The sequence below is a fragment of the Muriicola soli genome, from assembly GCF_004139715.1.
GTDB classification, from domain to species: Bacteria; Bacteroidota; Bacteroidia; order Flavobacteriales; family Flavobacteriaceae; genus Muriicola; species Muriicola soli.
In genome coordinates, this window is record NZ_CP035544.1 from 1,444,264 (window position 1) to 1,470,662 (window position 26,399).

The window sequence follows — 26,399 nt, forward strand, 5'->3', positions numbered from 1 at the left end:
TATTTAACTTGTGATTAGTTTGTGGAAAGTGCTTCAGCAAATTCTTTGGAATTCACCTTAAGGCCGGTGTTGAATTCCAGAGTCCTGATGGGGAAAGGTATATTGATTCCTTCTTTGTCAAACGCTTTCTTTAAAGCCTTAATGACGGTGTTCTTAGCCCGTAATTTTTCGATGGCACTTTCGCTTGTGATGTAGAATCGGATGATGAAGTTAATGGAACTTCCTCCAAATTCTTCAAAGTAGAACTCTACGTCGTCCATGGATTTTACCTGATCGATAGCCTCTTTTACCGTTTTCTTGGTAAGATTCTCTACAAAATCAAGGTCAGATTCATATCCTACGCCACATCCGAGAACCACACGCATCTTATTGGTGAGTGTAAAGTTTTTTAACGGATTCTCCAGTATGGTTTTATTGGGTATGATGACTTTATTGTTATCCGCTTCCTTGATGATAAAGTTATTGAGGTTGATCTTTACCACCTCTCCGGCAAAGCCATTGGTTTCTATCCAGTCGCCGATGCGTATATTCTTTCTAAAAGATAATACCACCCCGGAAATAGTGTTAGACAATGCTCCCTGCAGAGCGAGACCAACAACCAGACCTGCTACCCCGGCTCCCGTTAATAAAGACATGAGCGCGTCATTGAGATCCAGGATGCTTAAGGCCAGAAACAAGCCAAAGAGCACTACTACTACGGTTGTTAGGTTGGAAATCAAGTTGGTAATCGACTTTTGAGGTACTCTTTTTGCTACCAGTTTAGATACTCCTTTACTGGTGTACCTGGCCAGGAAATATGCTGCCAGTAAAACCGCTACTGCCAATACTATATTGGGAAGGTTTTCTACAAAAGCAGAACCCCAGTCGGAAAGTTTATTTAGTAATATATCGAACGATGATTGTAAATCTTCTTTCATTATAATGTGTTTTTAAAGGTTAATATTCTCTTTCAGCTTTTACATGGGCTTAGATCATAGATGCCGTATTTAATTGGCCTTTTTTATCCTTATTCCATGCATTTAGCATCCAACTGGTCTTTTCCAGTTCCCGGACATAGGCGCCGATTAGATCTATCGTTCCTTCGTCATTTATGGAATTCGCTTTTTCAATCACTTTGCCCATTTGTTTCAGGAGGATACTGTGGGCTTTTAAAGTCTCGGCAATCATTTCCCGATCTTCCAATTTCCCTGTACTTTCCTCAATAGTGGCCGTTTTTAGATAGGCGCTAAGGTTGCTCATAGGATGGTATCGTAAGGTCAGGATCCTTTCGGCGATCTCATCGATCTTCACCCTGGCATCCGTATACATCGTTTCAAACTGCTCGTGCAGGTCGAAAAAATTCTGTCCTAATATGTTCCAATGAAAGTTTCTGAGTTTCTGGTAGTACAAGTGATATTCTGCCAATAATGTATTGAGTTCAATTACTACAGGCAATAGTTTTTCTTCTTTGATATTTAAATAATTCATAGCGTTATAGTTTTCGTTAAAAAAATGTTTTGTGTTGGAAGCGAAGTCTTAAAAAGTGCCAAAGGTATTTTGGCGGTGCTGGGCGAACGCCCTTAAAAAGAATAGTTTTTAACGTTCCAACACCTTTAATATAAGGGATATACGAGATTTGTCAAGTGATTTAACACCCTTTAACGAAAATTAAAAGTATTTAACAAAAAGAGGTGTTAATACGTCCCTTGTATCACAAATAAATTGGGAAAATCTGAAGTGCGCCCGTAAAGTAAATCAGTTTGCCTTGGAAAGTAGTAAATCATCCATAACATGCTGGTACTCATCAAAAGTACTTAAATTGTTATGCCTGCCTCCTTCGAATTTAATAAAGGTGCGCTGCTTTCCCTCAAGACTGCGATAGAGTTTAAGTGCTGATGAAATGGGTACTACCCTGTCTTCGTCTCCCTGAAGAATAATTATAGGGCAATTTGCCTCTTGGAGATATTGATGTGTTTTAAAGGGGTATTTCATAAGCCTGTCTACAGGTAAAATCGGAAATCTTTCTTTGGCCACATCCACCAGGCTGTAAAAAGGTGTTTCAAGTATTAAGGTGGAAACCGAATTCCTTGATGACAAGTAAGAAGCCATTGCAGTACCCAAAGACCTGCCATAGAGGGTGATCTCATCATGACTGTACATAGCCGAGACGTAGTCGTAAAATGCCTGGGCGTCTTCCAGCAAAGCCGCCTCACTGAGCTTTCCGCTACTCTTACCATAAGTTCTGTAATCCATAATCACAAGATCGTAATTACGCCGTACCAGGCCTAGGACCTCATTCCCCCAGCGTTCCAGATTCCCTGCATTCCCGTGGAAATAGAGAATAACGCCCCTCGGATCTTCTCGTTTAAAATGAAGCGCATTTAGCTTAGCCCCGTCGGGTCTGGTGATAAAAAATTCCTCAAAGGGTTCATCAAAGGAATACTGGTATTGATCTTCTAATTTTGTGGGAAGAAAAATAAGTTTCTCCTGCAGGTAGTATAGCATACTAATGATGATTAAAATTCCGGCAATAATGCCCAGGATCGCCTTTTTTACATTACGCATAAGGCTTAGAGGTACTATGTTCTGTCTCATTTCCCAGAGTATCTGACTTTCTTTTCTCTGGTTTTGAAGTGATAATATCGTGCAGCATTTTGTGGTACGACTCGAAACTGTTTAAATTTTTATGGCCGCCGCCAATCACCGTATACAGGGTGGTTTGTTCCGGTTTTATTTTAGATAGTTTTATACTCGATTTATAGGGAATGAGATGATCATCTGTGCCGTGAATGATGTGCACAGGACACTGTACATATTTCAGCCATTTATAGGTGGGCATGGGAAATTTGAGTAAAAGTGACAATGGCATAAAGGGTATGTACTTTTTAGCCACATGTCGCAAACTGTAATATGGCGCATCGAGGATGAGCATTCTCGGATTGTTCATTGAAGCCAATTTTGCTGCAAACCCCGAACCCAGTGACCTTCCATAGAGGATGATATACTTCTCCTCCACTTTCTCCATTATCTTATTGTAAACCACCTGCATATCCCTTTTAATGGCTTTTTGGGTCCTCCTTCCAGTACTCTTTCCAAACCCCCGGTAGTCTACCATAAGGACATCGTAACCTAAACGAGTAAAATCTACGGCAAATTTTCCCCAGCCCTTTATACTTTTTGAATTCCCCTTCAAATAAAAAACAATCCCTTTGGGATTTTTCGCTTTAAATCGAAGGCCATTGATTATGGCGCCGTCTCTGGTTTCCACGTTGTATTCCTCCGTGATCTGATTTTCGTAATAAAACTGAAAATCCTCCGGGAGTTTTTCCGGTTTAAACATCAGATAATCCTGTAAGAAATACAATAACACACTAACAAGAAGGTAGGCTATAAAAAGAAATATCAGTATGTAAGCCCAATTTGGCATGTATAGATTTTGGTTTTAATTTACAAAATAAATCAGAAGAGGATCTTAAATAAAAACCTGGGCAGTTTTAAATCAAATCCAGCGTTTTTTCTTGAAGTAGATCAACATCAGCAGAAGTAATACAATCATTATACCCCAAACCATATAATATCCATTTTCCCAGTGCAATTCCGGCATATGATCAAAGTTCATCCCATAGATACCCACTATAAAAGTTAGAGGGATAAAAATTGACGCCATTACGGTGAGTACTTTCATCACCTCATTCATCTTATTGCTCACATTGCTCATATATATCTCCATAAGGCTCATCGCCATTTCTCTGTAGATCTGAAGGCTTTCATTGATTTCCAGGCAATGGTCCAGGGCATCTCTTAGAAAAAGTTTTGTATCCTTCGTAATCAAGGGATTCTCCGAGTCTATTAAGCGGCTGACTAATTCCTTCACAGGAGCAACAAACCTTCTGATCCTTAGTACTTCTTTTTTAAGCTCCTGTATCTTCTGCGCTGTTTTTGGTTTCGGATTTCGATAGACTTCTTCTTCAAGGATCTCTATCTGTTCACTGATGTGTTCGAGAACCACAAAATAATTATCGATAATGGCATCGAGTAAGGCAAAATAAAGATAATCTGCTCCCCTGCTCCTTATACGTCCCTGTTTACCGAGTATTCTTTGTCTTACCGAATTAAATACATCGTCTTTTAATTCCTGAAATACAAGAACAAGGTTTTCAAATAACACCAGGGCCACATGTTCAATAATGATATTCTGATCATCATCGAGATAGATCATTTTAAAGACGCCAAAAATATAATTGTCGTACTCATCAACCTTTGGACGCTGCTCGGTATGCACTGCATCTTCGAGTACCAGTGAATTTAATTCGAATAATTTTCCAAGACTTGTAATAAATCCTTCATCGCTGAGCCCTACCAGATTGATCCATTTAACCTCCCCTTCCTTATACTCGTTAAGGGTTTCAATTTTTACCGGACTGTATTCTTCAGCATACTCGTCTTTATAAGCGATCACATCCAGGGAACTAATGGCATTTTCACGATTTCCCATATAAGTGATCGTTCCCGGGGCCTTCCCTACTTTCTTGTGGATTTTGAATTTCTTTTTGAGAGGTTTACTACCGGGTAGATGAATTTTAGCCATGTACAACAAGTTTAATTTAAAGATATAAAACAATTTGGCACTACATGAGTTCCACGGCGTTCAGATATAGTCCGGAGGCAGGAGCTATGTAAGGAATATCGACTTTGTTACCCGGCTGAAGGGCTTTTTGAAGGAACTCAGGCTCTATTTCCCTTTTACCAAGCAATACCAGGACTCCCATAATCATCCGGATTTGATATCGCATAAAACCATCTCCCTTCACTCTTAGCATATAGCTTTTTTCCGGAAAGAAGTTAGCCTGTATGGCAATATTTTCTTCTATAGAGCAATGAGTTATCCGTCTCACGGTAGTAGAACCGGGCCGCAGGCGTGCTGTGAAGTTTCGAAAATCGTGTTCCCCCTCGAAGACAGATGCCCATTCCTGCATCAGGGGTAAATCGAGCTCATCGGGAAAATTCGCGAGAAAGGGAGCGGAATACGGATGGTTTTTAGAACCAAATGAAAACAGGTAGTGATATTCCTTATTGGAGGCATCCTTAATAATATTCAAGCCTTCTCTGGCTTTTTCCATCCCCAGAACACGAATATCAGCCGGTAAATTTCGATTGAGTTCTCTGGTAAATTCATCCATCTCCTTTACAGGGCCGTTTTGGGAGATCAATTGAAAAGCTGATTTCAGCGCTGAAACCTTGGCATCAGTTCTGCTTGCCCCTAAGACCTTGTAATGCCCCTCAGGGCTGATAAACTTTAAGGTCTTCCTGATCATACCCTCCACCGTTTTCTGACCGGGTTGTCTTTGCCAGCCGCTGTATCTGAAACCCAGATATTGGACCCAGACAATATATATGTACTTCCCCTTCATCCTATACTTATAAGATTTAAAGATATCACAAATATGCCGTAGAATATTTAAGCCTTTCCATTCACCCTGTTATCAGAGGCTATATAAAAAATTTGTACTTTGTAGGAACAACTACGAAAACAAGCTAAGATGAACAAACATTCAACAACAAAACCGCCGGTCTGGTATTGGGTGGTTAGCGTACTTGCCCTTTTGTGGAATCTTATGGGGGTAATGAATTATCTGGGCACTGCCTTTATGAAAGAAGCCATTAAAGCAGAAATGACTGCTGCGCAGGTAGAGCTCATGGAAAATACTCCAGCCTGGGTTACAGCGGCCTTTGCAATCGCTGTATGGTTCGGGGCTGCCGGGTGTATCGGTCTGCTGCTACGTAAAAAGTGGGCCAAATCGGTTTTGGGATTTTCTCTGATCGGTGTCCTGGTTCAAACCGGATATGGTTTCTTTATGACCAATGCCACGGAGGTATACGGCAAAACAGAAGCCGTCATTATTCCACTTATGGTGATTACTATTGCCATCTTACTGGTCTTTTTTGCCCGATTAAGTGAACGAAAAACATGGATCGCATAAAATGATCGATGTACAAATCAATTTTTTAAATCACGGATCTCACTACGTTTGCAAGGCAACTGTTTTGATCAGTCATTATATAAAAATAAATAATGACTGAACTTCAAAAGAAACCGCGGATAGATATCATCGATGCACTCCGCGGGATTTCACTTGCCGGTATTGTTATCGTCCATATGGTCGAAAATTATCTCGCTTCACTTCCCCCCGAAGGAGCGATGGAAGCAGCACATCAGGGAACCTTTGACTACGTTATAGACGGGATTATCCTTTTACTGCTGAGAGGTAAGTTTTTTGCCTTATTCTCCTTTCTATTTGGGCTGAGTTTCTTTATCCAAATGAAAAATGCCGATCTAAAAGGCAGGGATTACCAACTTCGCTTTCTATGGCGTCTTGCGCTTCTCCTTCTTTTGGGATATTTTCACAGCCTTTTTTATCGCGGTGACATCCTTACTATCTACGCCCTTCTCGGGGTATTTCTCGTACCCTTTTACCGACTTAAAAAACAATGGATTTTAGGTTTTTCCGTATTGATTTTTTGGGTTTAGGTCGATTTTTGGTGTTCTTTTTTACGCATGGTGAAAATATCTTCCACGCTCATAGTCTTACAGAAGACAGCCCTGAAATAATTGAGTATTTTAATATTGTATCACAGGGATCCCTATGGGAAGTTTTTAAAGCCAATGCCTGGGAAGGCCATGTAATGAAATTGGATTTTCAGTTAGGAATTTTTTCCAGAGGCTACCTCACATTCGGTTTCTTTCTCCTGGGACTCTACACAGGCAGGATAGAATTCTTTAAAAACTACATGGAAAAGAAGCAACTAGTGAAGGATTTACTCTGGGCATCAGTAATACTGTTGTGCATATCCGTTTTGATCACCGTTGGAGCTTTTGTTCAGATCGGTCCTGAGCCGCGATTTGACAGTTGGTACGCCATGATTGGTTTAACCGGTTTTGACCTTGTAAATATTTCTATCACCTTTATCCTTCTTTGTCTTTTTGTAATGGTCTACAGGAAAGAGAAATGGAAAAAAGGTCTTAATCATTTTATTCCCTACGGCAGGACCGCACTCACCAACTACGTTTTGCAGAGTGTTGTTGGTACTTTGGTTTTCTATGGCTGGGGTCTGGGCTATATTGGAAAGCTTAGCAACACTACTTCTTTTGGTCTTGCGTTACTGCTTATTTTGATCCAGATTCTGATTAGTAAATGGTGGATGAAACACTTTTATTACGGTCCATTTGAATGGCTTTGGAGAAGCCTCACCTTTTTCAAGGTCTACCCTTTCAGAAGGGTAAAAGTGTAAAGAAATTTGTCCTGGCTGAACATTCAGAGTCTGCTTTCACCACAGCTTTTGAAGCATACTCAACATTCCGTGCAGTTCAACGATTTTTTTCAAATAAAGCATTCCAACTGCCCGTTCTGAAGTTGAATTTTCTAAAAGCTGTGGAACCGCCCATGAATAATTTCTTGAGAATCATACCCTGGAAAAAATGCTACCTGCTCTCGTTTAGCCTGCTTCCCTTAATTGTGGTCTCAGATTTTTATGGACTATACACCAACAAGTTTTACTTTCTGAAAATCGACAACTATATTTTACCTTCCTGGTTTTGATACATCTTTATTACTTGAACTTGTTACTGAGAGCAGAGAAAACCAATAGCATAACGCTTAGTTCACTGAGGACCATCGAATTTGCCATGTATGCCATCCTGCCTGTTTACCTTTTTAAGATGGCAGAGACCCTGTACATCCTTACGACCTATTTAGACCATTCTGAACATATTTTCCCAACGACTTTCGTTCCGGTTGGCAGTACAATTCTTATACTGCAGGCTTTGATCATATTTCTGACCTTTACCACATTCCGGCACCGAAAGGACCGATTAGGGCCCTTCAGATACGATCGTATCAACGGACAATAATGCTCATAACCAAGTGTATGAGACCTGTGCTATGGCAGCACAAAAAAACCCCGCATCAGCGGGGTTTTTCTATAATTTACTTATAAATCCTCCGTAGAGATCTTTTAACTTGAATCCCTTTTTATACCGCTGTTTACTCAGCTTTTTATGGACCACCAATCCCCAGAGAAGAAATTCTTTCAGGAAATAGGAATCCTCTTGCGCCGCCTTGGGTTGGTGTTTGCTGATCAGGTCCTGCAAGGGAGGTATGCTGTCCAGCAATTTTCTGTATTCCGCCTCACTCAGGTCATCCGGTAATTCAATGCCATCTCTGTCGAAAAACCATAGAATAAGATCATCATAAGGCCCCTCAGCGTCTTTTTGCTCCAGCTTTAGAATAGCCGGGAAGTAATTAGGGAAAAGACTTTTTACAGCATCATCAATAAGCATCATGGCTACCGTATCTGCCCCTTCTTGTTCCCCTTCGTAGACCAATTCAATCTTACCAGTTATGGCTGGAATTACACCTATAAAGTCTGAAAGTCGCACCGTAGTTCCTGAAGCACCCTGCAACAGGGCCCTTCTCTCGGCAGTGCTCAATAAATTTTCAAATGCTGTAATACTCGTTCGGGCACTTACTCCACTTTTGGCATCCACGTATTCACTGCTTCGCGCCTCGAAACTAATCTGTTCAAGCAGATCCTTAGCGAGTTCAGGCACGTAGATCATTTGAGCTTGATCCCCGTCTAAATTCGCTTCCTGTTCTGTAATCTTCCTGGCAGTTTCTACTTCCTTGGGATAATGTGTCAGTATTTGCGAACCTATCCTGTCTTTTAAAGGAGTTACTATGCTGCCCCTGTTGGTATAGTCTTCCGGATTCGCTGTAAAAACGAATTGCAGATCTAATGGCAGCCGTAATTTAAATCCCCTGATCTGAATATCTCCTTCTTGTAAGATATTAAAAAGGGAGACCTGAATCCTGGCCTGCAGATCGGGTAATTCGTTGATTACAAAAATACAGCGGTTTGCTCTGGGGATCATTCCAAAATGGATCACTCTGTCATCGGCGTAAGAAAGTTTGAGATTAGCTGCTTTTATAGGATCAACATCACCAATAAGATCTGCCACGGTCACATCCGGGGTTGCTAGTTTCTCATAAAATCGTTCATCTCTGTGAAGCCATGAAATAGGAGTATCCTCGCCTTTTTCTTTAATAAGTTGCTTGCTGTACCTCGAGATCGGAGCAAATGGATCATCATTGATTTCGGAACCTTCCACCACAGGGATGTACTCATCGAGGAGATTAACCATGAGTCGAGCCAGCCTTGTTTTAGCCTGCCCCCTTAAACCCAGCAGATTAATATTATGCCGGGATAAAATGGCCCTCTCAAGTTCAGGAATAACCGAATCTTCATATCCCCAAACGCCTGCAAAGGTCTCTTTTCCATCCTTTATGCGTTGTATGAGATTTTTTCTCAATTCATCTTTGATTCCCTGAGACTTGTACCCCGCCTTTTTAAGATCTCCCAGGGTTTTAATTTTACTGTAATCTAATTTCATATCTCTTTTCCTTGTCGTATGCCTGTTATTTCAATCTTTTTTTTCTGTTTTTTTCATAGTCTTCGAAGATCATTTCTCCTAATCCCTGTAAACCGGTAAATAAGGCTTTCCCTTTGTTCGCTTCAGTAAAATGCCTGACAAATTGTTTTAAATAGGGATCCTGCGCAATCATAAATGTGGTGATCGGGATATGCAATTTACGAGCCTGTCTGGCCATATTGTAACACTTTTCTACAATAAAATCGTCGAGTCCTACACTGTTCTTGTAATAATTTCCATCTGGCAACCGAATGCAACTGGGCTTACCATCTGTAATCATAAAGATCTGCTTGTTGGTGTTTTTCTTTCTGCGGAGCATGTCCATGGCCAATTGAAGTCCGGCCACCGTATTCGTGTGATACGGTCCTACTTTAAGGTATGGCAGGTCTTTTATAGGTATGGGCCAGGCGTCGTTACCAAATACCAGGATGTCTAAAGTATCCTTGGGGTAACGTGTGGTTATAAGTTCTGCGAGGGCCATGGCCACTTTTTTGGCCGGAGTGATCCTGTCTTCGCCATAGAGGATCATACTGTGACTGATATCAATCATCAATACTGTACTCATTTGCGCCTTGTGATGTGTATCCTCTACAACGAGATCGTCTTCTGTCAGGGAAAAGCCATCGAGGCCATGGTTGACCTGGGCGTTTTTAAGGCTTTCTGTCATTGATATCCTGTCAAGAGAATCGCCATACCGATACTCTCTAAAGTCGCCTGTATGTTCATCCCCGAGCCCGGTTTTCCCCGTACGATGGTTTCCTGACCCGCTTCGTTTGATCTTTCCGAATATTTGGTCCAGGGCGCGTTGCCTGATCAGGCGCTCCATTTTCGCAGTTATCGACAGGGAGCCCTCTCCGGGAGTACCTTCCCCTTCTCCACCTTCTCCCAGTTCAAACTCTTCTCTGAGGAATCCTTTAGCCTTCAGATCTTCAATAAAATCGTCTATGGTATAGTTCTCATCCGTAAGATCGTATTCCTTGTCTAATTCACGGAGCCAATCCAAAGCCTCATCCACATCTCCGGAAGTATGGGTAATGAGTTCCTGGAATATTTCAAAAAGTTTTTCAAAAGGGGTTTGATCCGGCGCTTCGTAGGTAGTAAAGCGAAAACCCGATCTAGATTTCATAGCCATTATATAAAAATACTATATTTCATAAAACGGATCAGGCTTTTATATAAACCTTAACGGTTTCGTTTAACTTCGCTTCACATGAGTTCTATTTCCCGCCAAATTTCCCTTGGGTTTTTAAAAACCCCACCACTATGGACCCGTAAACAATTTGGTATCGATCAATTTGTTATCCCTGACATAGATCCCGGTAGAATAAAGGAATTTTCTTTTCCTTCAAAAATGAGGCTAGGACATAAAATGGAGTTTGTTTTTAACGCCATTATTGAAAGTCAGAACGTTTATAAGCTAATCGCTAAGAACATCGTCGTTCAAAAAGGAAAGACTACTTTGGGAGAGCTCGATTTTTTGTTGCGCAGCATCTCTGATGGAAGTTTGATTCATTTGGAACTGACCTATAAGTTTTATTTGATCGACACTGAGATAAGCGAGCCGATCTATCAGTTAGTTGGACCTAACCGTAGGGACATGTTTTACACTAAATTGGATAAACTCAAAGAACATCAGTTTAGCCTGCCCTTCACCAAAGAAGGAATAGAGACACTCCATGAAAGAGGATTGGAACCAGAGCCGCTAAAGCAACAAGCCTGTTTTAAAGCACAACTTTTTACTCCTTTTAAGAATACTAAAGTAAGTATAAGACCATTGAATAAAAGCTGTATTTGCGGATTTTGGATCCGATTTGAAGAGCTTAATTCGGAGCCATTTAAAGATTTTCAATACTATATACCCTTAAAAGAAGAATGGATTTTAAATCCCTATGAAGAAGCAGATTGGATAAATTTATTTAATCTATTACTTGAAATTAATATAAGAATGCTAAAAGAGAGTTCTCCCATGGTTTGGATGAGAAAAAGCGAGGGCGTTTATGCAAAATTCTTCGTAGTGTGGTGGTGAATCAAGAAAGCATTTCGGGTTCTAACAACTAGTGCCTTTTCTGTAAAACCTCTGCCACAGCATGGAGATCAAATCCCTTGGCACGCAGCAATATCAGATAATGAAAGAGTAGATCTGCACTTTCATTAAGAAATAATTCATCATTGGTATCCTTTGCTTCGATCACAACTTCCACCGCCTCCTCTCCTACTTTTTGAGCGATCTTATTAATTCCGCTTTCGAAGAGGGATGCCACATAACTCTTATCTCCTCTAGCGTTGTTTTGCCGGTTTGCAATAATGTTCTCCAACTCTGAAAGAAAGCCATAAGTAGCCTTATTCTCTGTTCCCCAGCAGGTATCGGTGCCTTTGTGACAGGTTGGACCCTGCGGCAAAACTTTGATCAACAAAGTGTCATTGTCACAATCGGGCCTGATGTCTTCTACATGAAGAAAATTGCCACTCTCCTCCCCTTTTGTCCAAAGACGTTTCTTGCTCCGGCTATAGAATGTCACCTTGCCGCTTTCTACAGTTTTATCCAAAGCCTCCTTGTTCATATACCCCAGCATCAATACACTTCCGGTTGTAACATCCTGAATGATAGCCGGTACCAAGCCGTCCTGATCCTTGTCGAAATTCACTTTCATAGTATCCTTTTAATATTTTGCCTGAACTTTTTGACGTACAGGTATGTGATTATTTGCGAGGTAGGCCTTTAACTCCCAAATCTCTATTTCTTTAAAATGGAAAACACTTGCAGCCAGAGCAGCATCGGCTTTCCCATCTACAAATGTATCCAGAAAATGCTCTGCGTTTCCTGCTCCACCTGAAGCAATTATAGGAATGTTTACAGCTTCTGACAATTCAGCCAAGGCCTTATTTGCGAATCCATTTTTAGTGCCGTCATGGTTCATTGAGGTGAAAAGGATCTCACCTGCCCCGCGTTTTTCTACTTCTTTTGCCCATTTAAACAGATCAATGTCTGTTGGTACTTTTCCCCCTACCAGATGCACTTTCCAAGCTCCGTCAATTTGTTTGGCATCTATGGCAACAACGATGCATTGCGAGCCGAATTTGGCTACCAAATCATCGATCAGTTGGGGGTTTTTGACAGCCGACGAATTAATGGATATTTTATCCGCACCGTTCTTCAACAACATACTTACATCAGCAGCTGAAGATATGCCACCGCCTACCGTAAAGGGGATATTCACTCTTTCGGCTACCTTACGCACCAAATTGGCCAGGGTCTTGCGTTCTTCTTCTGTAGCAGAAATATCGAGGAAGACAAGTTCGTCTGCCCCTTCAACAGCGTAACGTTCAGCAAGTTCAACAGGATCACCGGCATCGCGCAGTTCTACAAAGTTCACACCTTTTACGGTACGTCCATTTTTTATATCAAGACAGGGTATTATCCTCTTAGTCAGCATTTATTTTTCATTTTTTGCGTTCAGGTCGATTCCCGAGTAGAATTCAAGGTCCTTATCCTTTAGGCACTTCACCCAAAAAGCTATTTGCCCGGTGTGATAGGAGAAGTGTTCCACCACGTGCAATAGAACACCAAAACCGCTAAGGTCAAAACCCTGCACCTTGTAAACTGTGGTCAACTGCTCTGGTGATAAGCCATTGACAACACTTTTTACCTGCTGAATCAAATCGCTTAAATTACTCAAAAGTTCATTTTTATTTACGCCTTGGCGGATGGAGAATTCCGCATCGCGTTGCCGCAAATCTTCCTGCCCGTCTAATCCTGATAAAATATACTGTGTGATATTCCCACATAGGTGCACCAGAATATTTCCAATACTGTTAGAAGCTTCATTGGGCCTCCGCCATATTTCAGCATCGTCAACTTCTTTCAGGCTCAAATGAACCATCCGCAGGCTTTCTTCCATCCTGAAAATGGTATTCTTCTTTATTTCATTGCACAAAAGCGATTCCGTTGAGCTCATATGTTTAAGATAAAAGCTTCCAATTCCTTTAGATTGATCTTGTTCTCATAGATAGCCTTTCCCAGAATCGCGCCTTCGCAACCCAGGTCCCGCAAGGTAACTATGTCATCCATAGTTGTTACTCCACCACTGGCTATTAGACTGAGATCATTACTCCCGGCCTCTGAAATACGATTTGAATCGATTGCCGTTTCTTCATTTGCCTTATCCTCGAGTATTTTTTGGTACAAGTCTACCGATGGACCCTGCAACATCCCGTCCTTGTTAATGTCAGTACAAATTACATATTTGATTCCCCGCTGCCTGTACTCCCTGATAAAAGGAACTAATTCAATATCTGAACCTTCCTGCCAGCCAGATACCGCAATTTTTTCATTCATGGCGTCTGCTCCCAAAATAATTTTTTCAGCTCCGTAACGCTTCAGCCATTTGAGAAAAGTAGGGCGGTCTTTTACGGCAATACTCCCTCCGGTAATTTGTTGGGCCCCTGAATTAAAGGATATTTTCAGATCCTCATCAGATTTGAGTCCGCCTCCAAAATCGATATGCAAGGAGGTTTTTGATGCTAATTCTTCAAGGACTTTGTAATTGACGATGTGCTGCGATTTGGCCCCGTCGAGATCAACCAAATGAAGGTGCGTGATACCGTGCGCTTCAAAGGACTTAGCAACTTCCAAAGGATTCTCGTTGTACATCTTTTGAGTGCTGTAATCCCCTTTTGACAGGCGAACGCACTTACCTTCGATAATATCTATTGCCGGGATAATCCTCATTGATCGAGTTAAAGGTTGATAAAATTCTTTAAAATCTGTTCTCCTGTCCCACTGCTTTTCTCCGGGTGAAATTGTACCCCCCAGAAATTGTCCTTTCTCATCGCACTGCTATAAGGAAGTTCATAATCCGTAATTGCAATCGTATGTTCACTCAGCGGGGCATAATAACTGTGCACCAGGTAAATATATTCTTTCTCCATTATTCCATTAAAAAGAGGAGATTTCAGTTCCCGTATTTGATTCCAACCGATCTGCGGCACTTTTACCTTTTTCGAAAACTTCACTACATCCACATCGAATATCCCCATACCCCTGGTTTCCCCTTCTTCAGAGTAGGCACACATCAGTTGCATTCCGAGACAAATCCCCAAAACAGGTTGTTTTAATAGGGGAATGACCTTATCCAAGTTGCTTTCTACCAATTTATTCATGGCACTGCTGGCTTCCCCCACTCCGGGGAAAATTACCTTATCCGCACTTTTGATCACATCGGGATCATCAGAGAGAAGCGCAGAATATCCTAAGCGTTCCAGTGCAAACTGGATACTCTGGATATTACCGGCACCGTAATCGATTATAACGATATTCATTCTTAGTTCTTAAAGCGTTCCTTTGGTTGAAGGCAAAATCATTTTTTCAGTATCTCTCTTAACAGCCATTTTGATTGCTTTTGCAAAGGCCTTAAAAATCGCTTCAATTTTATGGTGCTCGTTAGTTCCTTCTGCTTTTATGTTTAGATTTGCTTTTGCCCCATCTGTAAAGGACTTAAAAAAGTGCATGAACATTTCGGTAGGCATGTCCCCAACCATTTCCCTCTTAAATTCGGCTTCCCAGACGAGCCAATTCCGACCGCCAAAGTCAATAGCTACCTGAGCCAGGCAATCATCCATAGGGAGGCAGAATCCATAGCGTTCAATTCCTAATTTTGAACCCAGGGCCTTGTTAAATACTTCACCCAGGGCAATGGCAGTATCTTCTATGGTATGGTGTTCATCTATTTCCAAATCACCATTTACCTTGATCTCTAGGTCTAGTTGTCCGTGCCTTGCGATCTGATCCAACATGTGATCAAAAAAAGGCAGTCCGGTAGAAATATTGCTGTCTCCCTTCCCATCGAGATTTAAACTGATGGCAATCTGAGTTTCTTTTGTATTTCTTTGGTGCCTTACAGAGCGATCTTCTACTTTCAGAAATTCATATATTTCTTTCCAGCTATTGGTTTCCAGGGCTATGCAGGCCTTTAGGACTTCCATCTCTGCGGTCACTTCATCAGTGCCCAAAGCTGTTTGATTATTGATGTAAATCCCCTTGGCCCCTAAGTTTTTAGCCAGTTCTACATCGGTGAGACGATCCCCGATCACAAAGGAATTTTCAAGGTCGTATTCTTCGGAAAAATATTCCGTTAGAAGTCCGGTAGCAGGCTTTCGGGTATCCGCATTTTGGTCGGGGAAAGTCCTGTCAATAAAGACATTTTTAAATACAATGTCTTCTTTTTCAAGGGTAGACATGATAAATTCCTGAACCGGCCAAAAAGTGGTTTCGGGAAAGGCTTCTGTACCAAGGCCATCCTGATTGGTCACCATCACCAGTTCATAAGACATTTCTCTTGCGATCCTCCCGAGATAAGTAAAAACACCGGGGTAAAACTCCAATTTTTCAAAGGTGTCGATCTGTTCGTCAGCGGGTTCCCTGATCAGGGTTCCATCCCGATCGATAAACAACACTTTTTTCCTTGAGCTGGTTTTCATTTCAATTCATTTAATGCCGCAATTAAACGGTCGTTTTCTGATGGTGTTCCAATGGTAAATCGCAGGCAATTTTTACACAGCGGCTGATTAGACCGGTTTCTGACGATAAATCCCTCATTTAATAAATCCTGGTATCGTTTGTCAGCATCGTCAAGCTCTGCAAGGATAAAATTTGCGTCGCTCTTGTAAACCCGGATCACGAAAGAAAGCTGTGCAAGCGCTGCCTCCAACTTAGAGCGTTCAGCCCACAGTGTTTCTATTTCTTGCAGAATAAGGTCGTACTTTCCCAAACGTTCCATGGCCTTTGCCTGAGTGAGCTCATTGACGTTATAAGGCGGTTTTATTTTGTTTAGAACGGTGATCACCGCTTCAGACGCAAAACAAGATCCCAACCTAATCCCCGCCATGCCATAGGCTTTAGAAAAAGTCTGGGTAACCACCAGGTTGGGATAGATATCTAAAAAGTGTACCCAGCTCTCTTGTTCTGAGAAGTCGATATACGCCTCATCGATCACAACTAAACCCTTAAAATTGAGTAATAACTCCTTGATTTGTTCTGTGGGAATGTTATTTCCCGTGGGATTATTCGGGGAACAAATGAAAACTAGTTTGGTGTTTTCATCTATAGCCTGGTAAATTGCCTTTAGATCTAGTGTGAAATCAGCTTTCATTTCCACTTTTGCGTCCGTCACATCATTTAAAGCGGCAAGAACTCCATACATGCCGTAGGTTGGCGGCACTGTGATCACTTTATCCTGTCCGGGTTCGCAAAATGCACGGAAGAGAAGGTCTAAAATCTCATCACTGCCGTTTCCTAATAGGACCTGGTTTTCTTTAACTCCCTTCCTCCTGCTCAATTCTGATTTCAATTTGCGCTGTCTGGGATCGGGGTATCGGTTTAATCCATTTTCAAAGGGATTTTCATTGGCATCGAGGAAAACTTTTTCAGAGCCATCAGAAACATATTCGTCCCTGGCCGAGGAATACGGCGTCATCTTCCAGACGTTTGCCCTTACCAGACTCCGGAGGTCAAATGATGTTATTTCACTTTCTGTAGCCATTTTAAATATCAGCTTTAATCGACTTTTGAATTCGCGCTAAGCGAAGTGTTACCGCATTCTTATGAGCCTGCAGGCCCTCTGCTTCTGCCATAATCTCAATGGTCTCACCCAGATCTAAAAGCCCTTTTTCTGAGATTTTCTGAAAAGTGATACTCTTTAAAAAACTATCGAGGTTTACACCGCTGTATTGTTTGGCATACCCGTTCGTTGGCAGGGTATGATTTGTGCCGGAAGCGTAATCTCCCGCACTTTCGGGTGTATAATTACCTATAAAAACAGATCCGGCATTATAAGTGTTCTCAAGAAAATACTCCTCATCCCTTACACAGAGAATGTAGTGTTCCGGGCCGTATTCATTGATCAGAGCAACGGCTATTTCTGAAGTAGGAACATAAATCAGTTTACTATTCGCGATTGCTTTTTTTGCTATTTCTTTCCGAGGCAGTTCCTCTAGCTGAGACCACACTTCTCGCTCAACTTCCTCTACTAATTGCTCAGAAGTCGTCACCATGATTACCTGACTGTCAGTTCCGTGTTCTGCCTGACTAAGTAAATCGGAGGCAATAAATTCAGGAACGGCGGTTTCATCGGCCATAACAAGAAGTTCACTAGGACCGGCAGGCATGTCTATGGAAACACCGTAGCGGGTGGCGAGTTGTTTGGCAACCGTGACATATTGATTTCCCGGCCCGAAAATCTTAAATACCTTTGGGATCATTTGAGTACCAAAAGTAAGTGCAGCTACGGCCTGTATCCCTCCTACCTTAAACACCTTTGTAATTCCGCAAAGCGCAGCTGTATACAGAACAACATTAGGAAGGTTTCCGTTTTTGTCAGGCGGACTACACATCACGATTTCACTGCAACCTGCCAATTTTGCGGGTATAGCCAGCATAAGTATGGTAGAAAACAAGGGCGCCGTCCCTCCGGGGATATACAAACCCACTTTCTGGATTGGCTTTTTCTCTTGCCAGCACTGAACCCCCTGAGAAGTTTCAACGACTACCTTTTTGGTTTTTTGGGCTTCGTGAAACTTCCAGATATTGGCATAGGCCTTTTGAATGGCTTTTTTCAAAGAATCGTCAAGGGCTTCAGCGGCAGCGGCCAGCGTCTGACGTTCAACCAAAGTTGAATCAAGGCTTACTCCGTCAAACTTTGCAGTGTATTCCCTAACAGCCATATCACCCTTTTCCCTTACGGCTTTGAAAATGGTTTGTACCGTTTGCTCTATATCATCAACCGTCTGAGTTGGCCTAGAAAGCAAGCTTTCCCAATCGGCGCGTTCCGGATTAAAATACTTTTTCATAAGGGTTTATATTACCATTTTTTCGATAGGGCAAACCAGAATTCCTTCGGCCCCGGCCTGTCTTAATTCGTCAATTACCTCCCAGAATTTGTCCTTGTTGATCACCGTGTGCACAGAACTCCATCCTTCTTCGGCCAGGGGCAAAACGGTTGGACTGCGCATCCCCGGAAGTAATGTTAGGATTTTGTCTATGCTGTCATTGGGCACATTCATAAGCACGTATTTTGACAGTCTGGCGGAAAGCACTGCGCGAATTCGAAATTGCAGCTGGGCCAGCACTTCCTCTTCTTCTGAACCAATTTTTGGGGATACGGCAAGTACCGCCTCGCTGGTTAGGATTTTTTCTACTTCCTTTAGGTTGTTTTTAAAAAGTGTACTCCCGCTCGATACGATATCACAGATAGCATCAGCCAGGCCAATATTAGGTGCAATTTCAACCGATCCACTAATAATATGCAATTCGGCTTTTATTCCCTTTTTATTTAAATACGATTCTACGGTATTGGGATAAGAGGTTGCGATTCTCTTTCCCTGAAGGTCTTCAATGGATTTGTACTTGGTCGACTTAGGAACGGCGAGCGAAACGCGGCATTTTGAAAAACCGAGCTTCTCGGCAATACGAAGATCCTCCCCTTTTTCTACCAACACGTTCTCCCCTATGATGGCTACATCAACTACCCCATCTCTCAAATACTGGGGAATATCGCCATTACGGAGGTAAAATACTTCCATGGGAAAGTTTCTGGCCGAAGCCTTTAGCTGATCTTTCCCATTGTCAATGGAGATCCCGCAATCCTTCAGGATGTTCAGGGAATCTTCATTGAGTCGCCCCGATTTCTGGATAGCGATTTTTAATTTCATGCCTTTGTCTTTTTAATTAACCGTTAAAAACAAAACCCGTTTGATTGCTCAAACGGGTCTGGATATCGTGTAAATACAACAAAACAATCCTAGCCTGCTTGAGGGCAAGAGAGGAAATGATGATGTGTATTATTTGTTTTCATGCTGAGGCAAATGTAAAATTTATTTTAAACCTACAAAAATTTGATCTTACTAATTATTTCCTAAAATCAAAGGTAAGCCCGAATCTCCTGAGCCTACTACCACTACCTTGGCATTTGGCGATTCAGCAAGTTTTATTGTAGCTTCAATTCCCTTGTCCTGAAGGATCTTATCCGTTAAGGAAGCACTGAGTATCCTGTTGGCATCAGCCTTACCCTGAGCCTCAATGATCTGCCTTTGGGCCTCCTTATCTGCGGTGATGAGACGAAACTCATACTCCAGGGATTCCTGTTCCTGTTTTAATTTGCGCTCGATAGCCTCTTTGATTGTCGGGGCAGGGTTACATCCCTCACGAGAACTTCGTTCAATTGGATGTATTGACCATCAACGATCTTTTTGGTTTCCTCATAAATTTCAGCCTGTATGGCATCCCGCTTACTGGAATAAAGCTGTTCAGGGGTATATCGTCCCACTACACTACGCGCGGCAGATCGGATGGTAGGCAACAGTACCCTTTGTACATAAGCTTCGCCTTTTTCCTGGTGTAATTTACCCAGGTCTTCATACTTGGGCTCAAACCAGGCTGAGGCATCCAGTTTGATCTCCAGACCATTTGAAGAGAGTACTTGCATTTTCTCGAATACCTCCTGCTGTCTTACTTCATAAATAAATACCTTGTTCCAGGGAGCTACCAGATGAAAACCTTCACCCAGAGGGGGTTCGTCAGTAACCACACCGTCGCTTAAGGTTCGGTATAACACCCCGGCTTCTCCGGAACCGATAACTACGGCAGATTTCGAAATGAGAATCACCAATACAATGATGATGAATACAGCAGGTAAAGCAATTTTTGGAAGTTTGTCCATTATTTTCTTTTTAAATTAATCCATTATATTTTCTGATAAACCATTCTGAAGAAAAAGCCAGAATGATTAAAGCGAACATGATTTTAAAATCGATCAAAGATACGACATTTTCAACGCTTTTCTGTGTTGGCGCATAGGCAGAATTATTTAAGAGCTGCCCAACTAAATTTTCAAGCCGATCCGGGAAGTAAAGCTCGCCCCCACTCCCTTCAGATAATTGTCTTAGTTGATCTGAATTACTGGAAACATACAACTGCTCTACATTAAATTCCTCAATGGTAAAACGGCCTTCTTTTTGCAGGTTTTCACCTTCTACAGTGACGGTAAAAGTATAATCTCCTTCAGACAGGTTACCCAGTGAGGCCTCGTACTGATTACCATTTAGCAGCATCGTCTGTTCGCTGCTAAAATCACCATCTGCTCCCTTGATCCTTAAATTTAGAGTGGCATCCTTCTTAAAGACATAGGTCTCGTCAGTGAAAGAGGCTTTTATTTTTTTCTCCGTTACCACATTGTACAATTGCTCGTAGTCTAATGAGAGTCGATCTCTCTTCCCATCAGAGGTAAGATACAATATGAGCTTATTGATAAAATTGTCAAAATTGTCAAAATTCTGATCATTCCTGTAAGTCTGTACTCTCCATTTCCAGATATTTTCTCCAAAGAGGTAAGCATGCCTTTGATTATCATAAGTAATTACCGGTAGTAACGGATCTTCCAGCGTAACGCCCCTGATTTGCTGATCGATGATACTTTCGTATGGGCGCGTGATTAAAATTTCTCCCAGGCTTCCAAGGAGAGGAGGAAAATCTTCCACAGAGAAATCTCCCAGATCGAATAAGCCAAACCCCCGATTGAGAACGGGAAGGATTTCTTCGGTCTGGTTTGAATTACTAATCTCCAACCCCTTTTGCATTCTATTGAGGTACCTCCAGTCTGTTGCAGGTCCTGTTAGCGTAAATGTATTTATTCCGGCCTCCCTCACAAAGTCATATACCGATTGAAATGCCGGAGTTGGTTGATATAAAATAAAGACGTCATACAATTCCAATTCTTCAACAGAAGCCCCTGGATCGAGCAAGGTCACACTCCTTTGATCATTGCTCTCTATCGCTTTAACCAGAGTTCCCAGATCGGGATGTAAAACCGCTGAAACCAGTCCAACCCTGGTTTTCTCGTCGATAACCTCTATAGGGATACGTCTGCGGTTATTGAGTGTATTTCGTTCACCGGCTATGGAGTCAACAGAAATATCTATCCTCCGCAGCCCTACCCTATCAGCGTCCAGGGTAGTACTGATCTTTTGAGAATTATTTTCCGGACTAAGGTTGACGGCTTCAGTATAGACTGTCCTTCCATCCATCCGGACAGTTAATCTGCTCTTAGCATTTTCATCCCCCTGAAGCGTTAGGAACAATTCCAGGGGAAATCTGTTCTTTAAGAACGCATACTTGTTCAGATTAACCTGAGTGATTCTCAGATCGGCATAGCGGGTAGTATCGCCAACCACAACTGAGAAAACAGGATAACTGAGTTCTTTGCCCAGGAATTCGTAAGCCTTGCCCATGGTCTGATTGCCATCAGTGATCAAAATAGCGAGAGACTCCTCACGTCCGAAAATATTATCGACTGAAGTAAGCGCGCCGGAAATGTCTGTCACCGCTGAGGCAAATGAAAGACTGTCTGTACTGCGGAGATCCCTTCCAAAAGTGTAATTCCTGACCGTAAATCTTTCAGACAGGGCCTCATCGTCCATGATGCCCCTGGACAGTTCCATTGCCTGCTGCGTCCCGTCTCCGGTTTTCATGGATTGGGAATCGTCTATAAGAATAATGAGATTTTGTTTTTCAGATTGCAGAAATACATTCGATATTTTGGGATTGAGCAAAAGTATCAGTAGCCCAAAAATTGAAATAAAACGAAGAGTCGCTAAAACCCAGCGTAGTCGGCCTTTGTACTTAGCCTTATAAAAATACTGCCAGAGTACTAGCAGCAGGGTTAATAATGCTGCAAGCAGCACGCCCAGAATGGTTGCTGTTTGCATTAATCACTTCTTTTAGTCGATTTATCCAAAGGAGTTTATCGTGTATTTCTACCAGTAGATGATGTTGTGTAAAATGGGTTGACCTATGTGAGCATTCCCCCATCTACGTGAAGCACCTGTCCGGTGACATAGGCCGACAAGTCTGATGCGAGGAACAAACATGCATTGGCCACGTCTTCAGGCGAGCCTCCCCTTTTCAGCGGAATGGCGTCTCTCCAGCTCTGTACCGTCTTTTCATCGAGCTTCCCCGTCATTTCGGTTTCGATAAATCCGGGAGCTATGGCGTTGCATCGGATATTCCGCGAACCCAATTCGAGGGCAACAGATTTGGTAAACCCTATGATACCTGCTTTTGAAGCGGCGTAATTGGTCTGCCCGGCATTTCCTTTTACCCCAACTACGCTACTCATGTTGATGATAGAGCCATGGCGTTGTTTTAACAAGGTACGCTGAACAGCTTTAGTCATATTGAAGACGGATTTTAAGTTGATTTCGATCACAGCGTCAAAATCTTCTTCACTCATCCGCATCAGCAGGTTGTCTTTAGTAATGCCTGCGTTGTTGATCAGTACATCGATCCCTCCAAAATCCTCAAGTACTGAAGCAATCAGGCTTTCACATTCCTTAAAATTCGCCGCGTTACTTTTATAAGCTTTGGCCTTTACCCCCATGGCTGTAAGTTCCTTTTCCAACTCAGCAGCAGGACCCTCACTGGAACTATAGGTAAACGCTACGTTGGCGCCGTGATTAGCGAATATCTTGGCTATGCCCGTACCGATTCCCCGACTAGCCCCGGTGATGATGACATTTTTTCCTTCTAACAATTTCATATGATCGATGTTATTCGTTTGATTTCACTCAAAGATACATTTTGTGTTGCGTAAGGCGAAAAAAAAATCCCGACAGCATCGGGATTTATATGAAGAGGGGATAATTTATGCCATTACCTCCTTGACCTTTTTTCCGATCTCTGCGGGTGAATCCACCACGTGGATACCACATTCCCTCATTATCCTTTTCTTGGCCTGGGCAGTATCGTCACTTCCACCGACAATAGCACCCGCATGCCCCATGGTTCTGCCTGCAGGAGCTGTTTCACCGGCTATAAAGCCAACAATAGGTTTTTTACTGCCGCTAGCCTTGTACCAATTCGCCGCATCTGCTTCCAGCTGTCCACCTATCTCTCCAATCATCACAACACAACTGGTATCAGGATCGTTGATCAGTAATTCCACAGCTTCTTTGGTTGTTGTTCCAATTATGGGATCTCCCCCAATACCGATGGCGGTAGTGATTCCCAGACCCTGTCTAACCACCTGGTCTGCAGCTTCATAGGTAAGTGTGCCTGATTTGGATACAATTCCCACCTTGCCCTTTTTAAAGACAAATCCGGGCATAATACCCACCTTGGCTTCTCCTGGAGTGATTACCCCTGGGCAGTTAGGACCAATCAGCGTACAGTCCTTATCCTTTATGTAATCATAAGTCTTTACCATGTCCTCAACGGGTATTCCTTCGGTAATCGTAATGATCACTTTGATCCCCGCACTTGCTGCTTCCATAATCGCATCCGCTGCAAACGCAGGAGGAACAAAAATAATCGTAGTATCTGCGCCCGCCTTTTCCACAGCCTCTTCTACCGTATTGAAAACAGGGCGATCAAGATGGGTTTGTCCTCCTTTTCCCGGAGTAACTCCCCCTACCACATTAGTGCCGTATTCAATCATCTGTTCTGCGTGGAAAGTCCCTTCGCTCCCGGTAAAACCCTGAACTATGATTTTGGAATTCTTATTTACTAGTACGCTCATGTTGTATTTTTTTATTCGATGAACAAAAGTATGAGATTGCCAATGATCTCGGAAGCAATCTTTTCTTTATTGTTGATTTTTTTGTTTTAGTAATTCAGGGATTCTCCTGAGGTTGGCTAGTTCTTTCATTTTGACTCTGGCTTCATCAGCCGGACTTCCGAAATAGGTTTTTCCTCCGGCAAGGGATTTTGACACCCCTGATTGTGCCAGAACAACAGCCTTCTTTCCAATAGTTGCCGCACTGGTTACCCCTACCTGTCCCCAGAGGGTGACTTCATCCTCAATAACCACACAGCCCGCAATTCCTGTCTGGGATGCAATAAGGCATTTCTTCCCAATAACAGTATCGTGACCCACGTGAACCTGATTATCGAGCTTGCTTCCCTCTTTTACCGTGGTGTCGCCTGTTACGCCCTTATCCAGGGTACACAGCGCGCCAATTTCTACATTGTCTTCAATCACTACCCTGCCTCCGGAGAGTAATTTATCAAATCCTTCAGGTCTGTTCTTGTAATAAAAAGCATCAGAGCCCAGGACAGTTCCCGCATGGATTTGTACATTATTCCCAATGACACAATGGTCATAAATGGTGACATTGGGATGGATAAGGCAGTTTTCCCCAATCTCTACGTGGTTTCCAATAAACACCTGGGGCTGGATAATTGTGCTCTTCCCTATCCTGGCCGATGGAGAAATACTGGCGGAAGCACTGACAAAGGGCCTGAAGTGTTTGGTTAATTTATTGAAGTCGTTAAAAGGTTCCTCCGAGATTAATAAAGCCTTTCCTTCGGGACACTCAACTTTTTTATTGATCAATACGATGGTGGCTTTTGAATTCAAGGCCTTGTCGTAGTATTTTGGATGGTCAACAAAAACGATGTCCCCGGGTTCCACAACATGGATCTCGTTCATGCCTGTTACCGGAAAATCAGCTGCTCCTACATATTTTATCCCCAGCAGGGATGCGATCTGTTCTAAGGTCTGAGGCGTGGAGAATTTCATGAGGTGGATTTATTCCTTGGCGCGTTCCATATAATTTCCCTTCTCTGTATCGATCTTGATCTTATCGCCTTCATTGATAAAAAGAGGGACATTTACAGAAGCTCCGGTTTCTACTGTGGCCGGTTTCGTGGCATTGGTGGCCGTGTTTCCTTTTACCCCGGGCTCCGTATGAGTGACCTCGAGTATAACGCTGGCCGGCATGTCAACCGATAAGGGCATACTGTCTTCCGTATTAAACATGATGGTTACAATTTCCCCCTCTTTTAATAACTGGGGAGCATCCAGGGCGCTTTCCTGTAGTGCGATCTGGTTGTAGTCATCCGTATTCATAAAATGATAGGTAGATCCATCAGCATAGAGGAATTGATAACTTCTGGTCTCTACCCTCACATCTTCTATCTTATGTCCGGCAGAAAAAGTGTTATCCAGAACCTTTCCAGTAGTTACGCTCTTTAGTTTTGTCCTAACGAATGCCGGGCCTTTCCCGGGTTTTACATGCAGGAATTCTGTGATCTTGTAAATATCATTGTTGTACCTGATGCACAAACCTTTCCTTATATCTGATGTATTTGCCATAAAATTTAATTGGTACTAAAATATCCTTTCATAATTCCTCTTTGCGAATCCCGGATGAATTGCAAAATCTCATCCCTTTCCGGCGTCGCTTCCATTTCAGCTTCAATGATCTGAACTGCCTGGGAGTTGTTGTAGTTCTTTTGATAAAGGATCCTGTAAATATTTTGGATCTCCCGTATCTTATCCGATTTAAAACCCCTGCGCCTTAGTCCCACAGAGTTTATCCCCACGTAAGACATGGGCTCCCTGGCACCTTTTACAAAGGGCGGAACATCTTTTCGCACCAGTGAACCTCCTGTTACAAAGGCGTGATGCCCGATGGATACAAATTGATGAACCGCAACCAGACCGGCCAGGACCACATTGTCTCCAATGGTCACATGACCTGCAAGGGTAGAATTATTGGAAAATATACAGTTATTACCCACAAAACAATCGTGAGCGATGTGGCAATAGGCCATAATCAGACAATTCTTACCGATGACGGTTTTCATTCGGTCTGAGGTACCTTTATTAATGGTAGCACATTCCCTAATAGTAGTGTTGTTTCCTATTTCAACAGTGGTCTCCTCTCCCTTGTACTTCAGGTCCTGAGGCGGGGCGGAAATGACTGCTCCGGGGAATATGTTACAATTCTTCCCAATCCGGGCGCCTTCCATGATGGTAACATTAGAGCCGATCCATGTGCCTTCACCAATGGTGACATTGTTGTGAATAGTTGTAAATGGTTCCACCACCACGTTTTTAGCAATTTTTGCCCCGGGATGGATATAAGCAAGCGGTTGATTCAT

General features: G+C 42.5%; 28 protein-coding genes and 1 pseudogene. 5 read left to right on the forward strand and 24 right to left on the reverse strand.

Annotated elements, in window-relative coordinates; all coding sequences use genetic code 11:
• Positions 1 to 14 precede the first annotated feature (14 nt).
• The 6 genes from EQY75_RS06455 to truA form a co-directional block, all read right to left on the reverse strand.
• The gene (locus EQY75_RS06455; protein WP_129603996.1) at positions 15 to 917 is read right to left on the reverse strand and encodes a mechanosensitive ion channel family protein; all 903 of its coding nucleotides are present in this window, start codon (positions 915 to 917) and stop codon (positions 15 to 17) included.
• A 49-nt stretch (positions 918 to 966) separates the two neighbouring features.
• Positions 967 to 1,467, reverse strand: a complete 501-nt coding sequence (locus tag EQY75_RS06460; RefSeq protein WP_129603998.1) for a Dps family protein — start codon at positions 1,465 to 1,467, stop codon at positions 967 to 969.
• Positions 1,468 to 1,734: 267 nt separating this feature from the next.
• Positions 1,735 to 2,574 carry an alpha/beta hydrolase gene (locus EQY75_RS06465; RefSeq protein ID WP_246020069.1) on the reverse strand — a complete coding sequence of 280 codons (840 nt, stop codon included), beginning with the start codon at positions 2,572 to 2,574 and terminating at the stop codon, positions 1,735 to 1,737.
• The gene (locus tag EQY75_RS06470) at positions 2,537 to 3,406 is read right to left on the reverse strand and encodes an alpha/beta hydrolase (protein WP_129604001.1); all 870 of its coding nucleotides are present in this window, start codon (positions 3,404 to 3,406) and stop codon (positions 2,537 to 2,539) included. Before EQY75_RS06470 ends, EQY75_RS06465 begins: the two co-directional genes overlap by 38 nt.
• 72 nt (positions 3,407 to 3,478) lie before the next feature.
• Positions 3,479 to 4,567: a magnesium/cobalt transporter CorA gene (gene corA, locus EQY75_RS06475; protein WP_129604003.1), complete on the reverse strand. Its 1,089-nt coding sequence runs from the start codon at positions 4,565 to 4,567 to the stop codon at positions 3,479 to 3,481.
• A gap of 40 nt (positions 4,568 to 4,607) precedes the next feature.
• Positions 4,608 to 5,390, reverse strand: a complete 783-nt coding sequence (gene truA, locus EQY75_RS06480) for a tRNA pseudouridine(38-40) synthase TruA (protein ID WP_129604005.1) — start codon at positions 5,388 to 5,390, stop codon at positions 4,608 to 4,610.
• A 129-nt stretch (positions 5,391 to 5,519) separates the two neighbouring features.
• Here truA and EQY75_RS06485 point away from each other — a divergent pair, with 129 nt between their 5' ends.
• The 4 genes from EQY75_RS06485 to EQY75_RS06500 all read left to right on the forward strand — a co-directional run bounded on the left by EQY75_RS06485 (position 5,520) and on the right by EQY75_RS06500 (position 7,888).
• The gene (locus EQY75_RS06485; RefSeq protein ID WP_129604008.1) at positions 5,520 to 5,960 is read left to right on the forward strand and encodes a hypothetical protein; all 441 of its coding nucleotides are present in this window, start codon (positions 5,520 to 5,522) and stop codon (positions 5,958 to 5,960) included.
• Positions 5,961 to 6,052: 92 nt separating this feature from the next.
• Positions 6,053 to 6,508 (forward strand): DUF418 domain-containing protein, encoded by a 456-nt coding sequence (locus tag EQY75_RS06490; protein ID WP_129604010.1) that lies wholly within the window; start codon positions 6,053 to 6,055, stop codon positions 6,506 to 6,508.
• Positions 6,469 to 7,269: a DUF418 domain-containing protein gene (locus tag EQY75_RS06495; RefSeq protein WP_129604013.1), complete on the forward strand. Its 801-nt coding sequence runs from the start codon at positions 6,469 to 6,471 to the stop codon at positions 7,267 to 7,269. The genes EQY75_RS06490 and EQY75_RS06495 overlap by 40 nt, the downstream gene beginning before the upstream one ends.
• A 322-nt stretch (positions 7,270 to 7,591) precedes the next feature.
• Entirely contained in the window at positions 7,592 to 7,888 is a 297-nt protein-coding gene (locus EQY75_RS06500; protein ID WP_129604015.1) for a hypothetical protein, read from the forward strand.
• Positions 7,889 to 7,957: 69 nt separating this feature from the next.
• Here EQY75_RS06500 and EQY75_RS06505 read toward each other — a convergent pair whose 3' ends face one another.
• Entirely contained in the window at positions 7,958 to 9,427 is a 1,470-nt protein-coding gene (locus tag EQY75_RS06505; RefSeq protein WP_129604018.1) for a MoxR family ATPase, read from the reverse strand.
• Positions 9,428 to 9,452: 25 nt separating this feature from the next.
• Positions 9,453 to 10,598, reverse strand: coding sequence for a vWA domain-containing protein (locus EQY75_RS06510; RefSeq protein ID WP_129604020.1), 1,146 nt, complete (start codon positions 10,596 to 10,598; stop codon positions 9,453 to 9,455).
• 78 nt (positions 10,599 to 10,676) lie between these two features.
• Here EQY75_RS06510 and EQY75_RS06515 point away from each other — a divergent pair, with 78 nt between their 5' ends.
• Complete coding sequence (locus EQY75_RS06515; protein WP_129604023.1) at positions 10,677 to 11,492, forward strand: DUF1853 family protein; 816 nt, start codon at positions 10,677 to 10,679, stop codon at positions 11,490 to 11,492.
• Between the two features lie 28 nt (positions 11,493 to 11,520).
• On the opposite strand, the gene hisIE is transcribed toward EQY75_RS06515, so the two are convergent.
• From hisIE to lpxA, 16 genes and pseudogenes are all read right to left on the reverse strand, one after another.
• Positions 11,521 to 12,117 carry a bifunctional phosphoribosyl-AMP cyclohydrolase/phosphoribosyl-ATP diphosphatase HisIE gene (gene hisIE / locus EQY75_RS06520; RefSeq protein ID WP_129604025.1) on the reverse strand — a complete coding sequence of 199 codons (597 nt, stop codon included), beginning with the start codon at positions 12,115 to 12,117 and terminating at the stop codon, positions 11,521 to 11,523.
• A 9-nt stretch (positions 12,118 to 12,126) separates the two neighbouring features.
• On the reverse strand, positions 12,127 to 12,900 hold the full coding sequence (hisF, locus tag EQY75_RS06525) for an imidazole glycerol phosphate synthase subunit HisF (protein WP_129604028.1): 774 nt from the start codon (positions 12,898 to 12,900) through the stop codon (positions 12,127 to 12,129).
• The gene (locus EQY75_RS06530) at positions 12,901 to 13,422 is read right to left on the reverse strand and encodes a DinB family protein (RefSeq protein WP_129604030.1); all 522 of its coding nucleotides are present in this window, start codon (positions 13,420 to 13,422) and stop codon (positions 12,901 to 12,903) included.
• Positions 13,419 to 14,195 (reverse strand): 1-(5-phosphoribosyl)-5-[(5-phosphoribosylamino)methylideneamino]imidazole-4-carboxamide isomerase, encoded by a 777-nt coding sequence (gene hisA / locus EQY75_RS06535; protein ID WP_129604032.1) that lies wholly within the window; start codon positions 14,193 to 14,195, stop codon positions 13,419 to 13,421. Before hisA ends, EQY75_RS06530 begins: the two co-directional genes overlap by 4 nt.
• An 8-nt stretch (positions 14,196 to 14,203) precedes the next feature.
• A complete protein-coding gene (hisH, locus tag EQY75_RS06540) occupies positions 14,204 to 14,785 on the reverse strand; it encodes an imidazole glycerol phosphate synthase subunit HisH (RefSeq protein ID WP_129604034.1) in 582 nt (193 codons plus the stop codon).
• A 9-nt stretch (positions 14,786 to 14,794) separates the two neighbouring features.
• Entirely contained in the window at positions 14,795 to 15,943 is a 1,149-nt protein-coding gene (hisB, locus tag EQY75_RS06545) for a bifunctional histidinol-phosphatase/imidazoleglycerol-phosphate dehydratase HisB (protein WP_129604037.1), read from the reverse strand.
• A complete protein-coding gene (gene hisC / locus EQY75_RS06550; protein ID WP_246020071.1) occupies positions 15,940 to 17,004 on the reverse strand; it encodes a histidinol-phosphate transaminase in 1,065 nt (354 codons plus the stop codon). The genes hisB and hisC overlap by 4 nt, the downstream gene beginning before the upstream one ends.
• A 1-nt stretch (position 17,005) precedes the next feature.
• Entirely contained in the window at positions 17,006 to 18,310 is a 1,305-nt protein-coding gene (gene hisD / locus EQY75_RS06555) for a histidinol dehydrogenase (RefSeq protein WP_129604039.1), read from the reverse strand.
• Between the two features lie 6 nt (positions 18,311 to 18,316).
• Positions 18,317 to 19,171 carry an ATP phosphoribosyltransferase gene (gene hisG, locus EQY75_RS06560; protein WP_129604041.1) on the reverse strand — a complete coding sequence of 285 codons (855 nt, stop codon included), beginning with the start codon at positions 19,169 to 19,171 and terminating at the stop codon, positions 18,317 to 18,319.
• A 192-nt stretch (positions 19,172 to 19,363) separates the two neighbouring features.
• A pseudogene (locus EQY75_RS06565) lies at positions 19,364 to 20,178 on the reverse strand (prohibitin family protein).
• Positions 20,179 to 20,188: 10 nt separating this feature from the next.
• Positions 20,189 to 22,222 (reverse strand): VWA domain-containing protein, encoded by a 2,034-nt coding sequence (locus tag EQY75_RS06570; RefSeq protein ID WP_129604044.1) that lies wholly within the window; start codon positions 22,220 to 22,222, stop codon positions 20,189 to 20,191.
• Between the two features lie 83 nt (positions 22,223 to 22,305).
• A complete protein-coding gene (fabG, locus tag EQY75_RS06575) occupies positions 22,306 to 23,052 on the reverse strand; it encodes a 3-oxoacyl-[acyl-carrier-protein] reductase (RefSeq protein WP_129604046.1) in 747 nt (248 codons plus the stop codon).
• A 105-nt stretch (positions 23,053 to 23,157) separates the two neighbouring features.
• Complete coding sequence (gene sucD / locus EQY75_RS06580) at positions 23,158 to 24,030, reverse strand: succinate--CoA ligase subunit alpha (RefSeq protein ID WP_129604049.1); 873 nt, start codon at positions 24,028 to 24,030, stop codon at positions 23,158 to 23,160.
• Positions 24,031 to 24,096: 66 nt separating this feature from the next.
• On the reverse strand, positions 24,097 to 25,032 hold the full coding sequence (locus EQY75_RS06585; RefSeq protein WP_129604051.1) for a UDP-3-O-(3-hydroxymyristoyl)glucosamine N-acyltransferase: 936 nt from the start codon (positions 25,030 to 25,032) through the stop codon (positions 24,097 to 24,099).
• Positions 25,033 to 25,041: 9 nt separating this feature from the next.
• Positions 25,042 to 25,608, reverse strand: coding sequence for an elongation factor P (gene efp / locus EQY75_RS06590; protein ID WP_129604054.1), 567 nt, complete (start codon positions 25,606 to 25,608; stop codon positions 25,042 to 25,044).
• Positions 25,609 to 25,613: 5 nt separating this feature from the next.
• Positions 25,614 to 26,399, reverse strand: coding sequence for an acyl-ACP--UDP-N-acetylglucosamine O-acyltransferase (gene lpxA, locus EQY75_RS06595; RefSeq protein ID WP_129604057.1), 786 nt, complete (start codon positions 26,397 to 26,399; stop codon positions 25,614 to 25,616).